General features: G+C 49.3%; 1 rRNA gene. It reads left to right on the top strand.

The features are described from left to right. The first annotated feature begins 228 nt into the window (after window positions 1-228). Window positions 229-3,158 (top strand): 23S ribosomal RNA (locus DF281_RS14315). Window positions 3,159-3,172 lie beyond the last annotated feature (14 nt).

Genomic DNA, 3,172 nt, shown 5'->3' with positions numbered 1-3,172 from the left:
AAAATTGTTCTTTGAAAACTGGATAAAACGACATTGATATAATAAGTAACACATTATTTTTTATTAAGTTTTAAAATTTTTTAGGCTTAATGACTTAAAATGCAGTATTTAATCAAGACACGAGTAGAACGAGGCAGTAAGCGAAGCGAAATGCGGAGTGTATTTCGATACATGAGCAATTGAGCAAGCGCAACTAACGAAGTTATACGATGTGGATTGAATAAATAAGGTTAAGTTATTAAGGGCGCATGGCGAATGCCTTGGCACTAGAAGCCGATGAAGGACGGCACTAACACCGATATGCTTCGGGGAGCTGTAAGTAAGCTTTGATCCGGAGATTTCCGAATGGGGGAACCCACTGTTTTTAATAGGACAGTATCTTAACGTGAATTCATAGCGTTCTGATGGCAGACTCAGGGAACTGAAACATCTAAGTACCTGAAGGAAGAGAAAGAAAAATCGATTCCCTTAGTAGCGGCGAGCGAAACGGGAAGAGCCCAAACCAAGAAGCTTGCTTCTTGGGGTTGTAGGACACTCTACACGGAGTTACAAAAGAATGAATTAGACGAAGCGGCATGGAAAGGCCCACCATAGAAGGTAACAGTCCTGTAATCAAAAGTTTATTCCCTCCAGAGTGGATCCTGAGTACGGCGGAACACGTGAAATTCCGTCGGAATCTGGGAGGACCATCTCCCAAGGCTAAATACTCTCTAGTGACCGATAGTGAACCAGTACCGTGAGGGAAAGGTGAAAAGCACCCCGGAAGGGGAGTGAAATAGATCCTGAAACCATGTGCCTACAAGTAGTTAGAGCCCGTTAATGGGTGATAGCGTGCCTTTTGTAGAATGAACCGGCGAGTTACGATTACATGCAAGGTTAAGCTGATAAGGCGGAGCCGCAGCGAAAGCGAGTCTGAATAGGGCGAATGAGTATGTGGTTGTAGACCCGAAACCAGGTGATCTACCCATGTCCAGGTTGAAGGTAAGGTAACACTTACTGGAGGACCGAACCCACGTACGTTGAAAAGTGCGGGGATGAGGTGTGGGTAGCGGAGAAATTCCAATCGAACCTGGAGATAGCTGGTTCTCTCCGAAATAGCTTTAGGGCTAGCCTCGTGTTTAAGAATCTTGGAGGTAGAGCACTGTTTGGACTAGGGGTTCATCCCGAATTACCGAATTCAGACAAACTCCGAATGCCAATGATTTATACACGGGAGTCAGACTGCGAGTGATAAGATCCGTAGTCAAGAGGGAAACAGCCCAGACCACCAGCTAAGGTCCCAAAGTAATCGTTAAGTGGAAAAGGATGTGACGTTGCTTAGACAACCAGGATGTTGGCTCAGAAGCAGCCATCATTTAAAGAGTGCGTAATAGCTCACTGGTCGAGTGACGCTGCGCCGAAAATGTATCGGGGCTAAACGATTCACCGAAGCTGTGGATGGACATCTTAGATGTCCGTGGTAGGAGAGCGTTCTAAGTGCTGTGAAGTCAGACCGGAAGGACTGGTGGAGCGCTTAGAAGTGAGAATGCCGGTATGAGTAGCGAAAGACGGGTGAGAATCCCGTCCACCGAATGACTAAGGTTTCCTGAGGAAGGCTCGTCCGCTCAGGGTTAGTCGGGACCTAAGCCGAGGCCGATAGGCGTAGGCGATGGATAACAGGTTGATATTCCTGTACCACCAATCTACCATTTGAGTGATGGGGGGACGCAGTAGGATAGGGTAAGCGCGCTGTTGGTTATGCGCGTCCAAGCAGTAAGGTGTGGAAGTAGGCAAATCCGCTTCCTGTAACATTGAGCTGTGATGGCGAGTCAATTATGACGAAGTTCCTGATTTCACACTGCCAAGAAAAGCCTCTAGCGAGGTAGATAGGTGCCCGTACCGCAAACCGACACAGGTAGTCGAGGAGAGAATCCTAAGGTGAGCGAGAGAACTCTCGTTAAGGAACTCGGCAAAATGACCCCGTAACTTCGGGAGAAGGGGTGCTCTAGTAGGGTGAAAGCCCGAGAGAGCCGCAGTGAATAGGCCCAGGCGACTGTTTAGCAAAAACACAGGTCTCTGCAAAATCGTAAGATGACGTATAGGGGCTGACGCCTGCCCGGTGCTGGAAGGTTAAGGGGATTGCTTAGCGTAAGCGAAGGTGAGAACCGAAGCCCCAGTAAACGGCGGCCGTAACTATAACGGTCCTAAGGTAGCGAAATTCCTTGTCGGGTAAGTTCCGACCCGCACGAAAGGCGTAACGATCTGGGCACTGTCTCAACGAGAGACTCGGTGAAATTATAGTACCTGTGAAGATGCAGGTTACCCGCGACAGGACGGAAAGACCCCGTGGAGCTTTACTGTAGCCTGATATTGAATTTTGGTACACTTTGTACAGGATAGGTAGGAGCCTGAGAGACCGGAGCGCTAGCTTCGGTGGAGGCGTTGTTGGGATACTACCCTAAGTGTATTGAACTTCTAACCCTTACCCCTGATCGGGGTAGGAGACAGTGTCAGGCGGACAGTTTGACTGGGGCGGTCGCCTCCTAAAAGGTAACGGAGGCGCCCAAAGGTTCCCTCAGAATGGTTGGAAATCATTCGCAGAGTGTAAAGGCACAAGGGAGCTTGACTGCGAGACCTACAAGTCGAGCAGGGTCGAAAGACGGGCTTAGTGATCCGGTGGTTCCGCATGGAAGGGCCATCGCTCAACGGATAAAAGCTACCCCGGGGATAACAGGCTTATCTCCCCCAAGAGTCCACATCGACGGGGAGGTTTGGCACCTCGATGTCGGCTCATCGCATCCTGGGGCTGTAGTCGGTCCCAAGGGTTGGGCTGTTCGCCCATTAAAGCGGTACGCGAGCTGGGTTCAGAACGTCGTGAGACAGTTCGGTCCCTATCCGTCGTGGGCGTAGGAAATTTGAGAGGAGCTGTCCTTAGTACGAGAGGACCGGGATGGACATACCTCTGGTGTACCAGTTGTCTTGCCAAAGGCATCGCTGGGTAGCTATGTATGGACGGGATAAGTGCTGAAAGCATCTAAGCATGAAGCCCCCCTCAAGATGAGATTTCCCATTACGCAAGTAAGTAAGATCCCTTGAAGACGACAAGGTAGATAGGTTCGAGGTGGAAGTATGGTGACATATGGAGCTGACGAATACTAATAGATCGAGGACTTAACCACAATTGTTACAAAAA

The organism is Kurthia zopfii (assembly GCF_003143955.1).
Taxonomy (GTDB): domain Bacteria; phylum Bacillota; class Bacilli; order Bacillales_A; family Planococcaceae; genus Kurthia; species Kurthia zopfii.
Note: the sequence above shows the minus strand (reverse complement) of the source record. Positions and strands in the feature narration are given on the sequence as shown.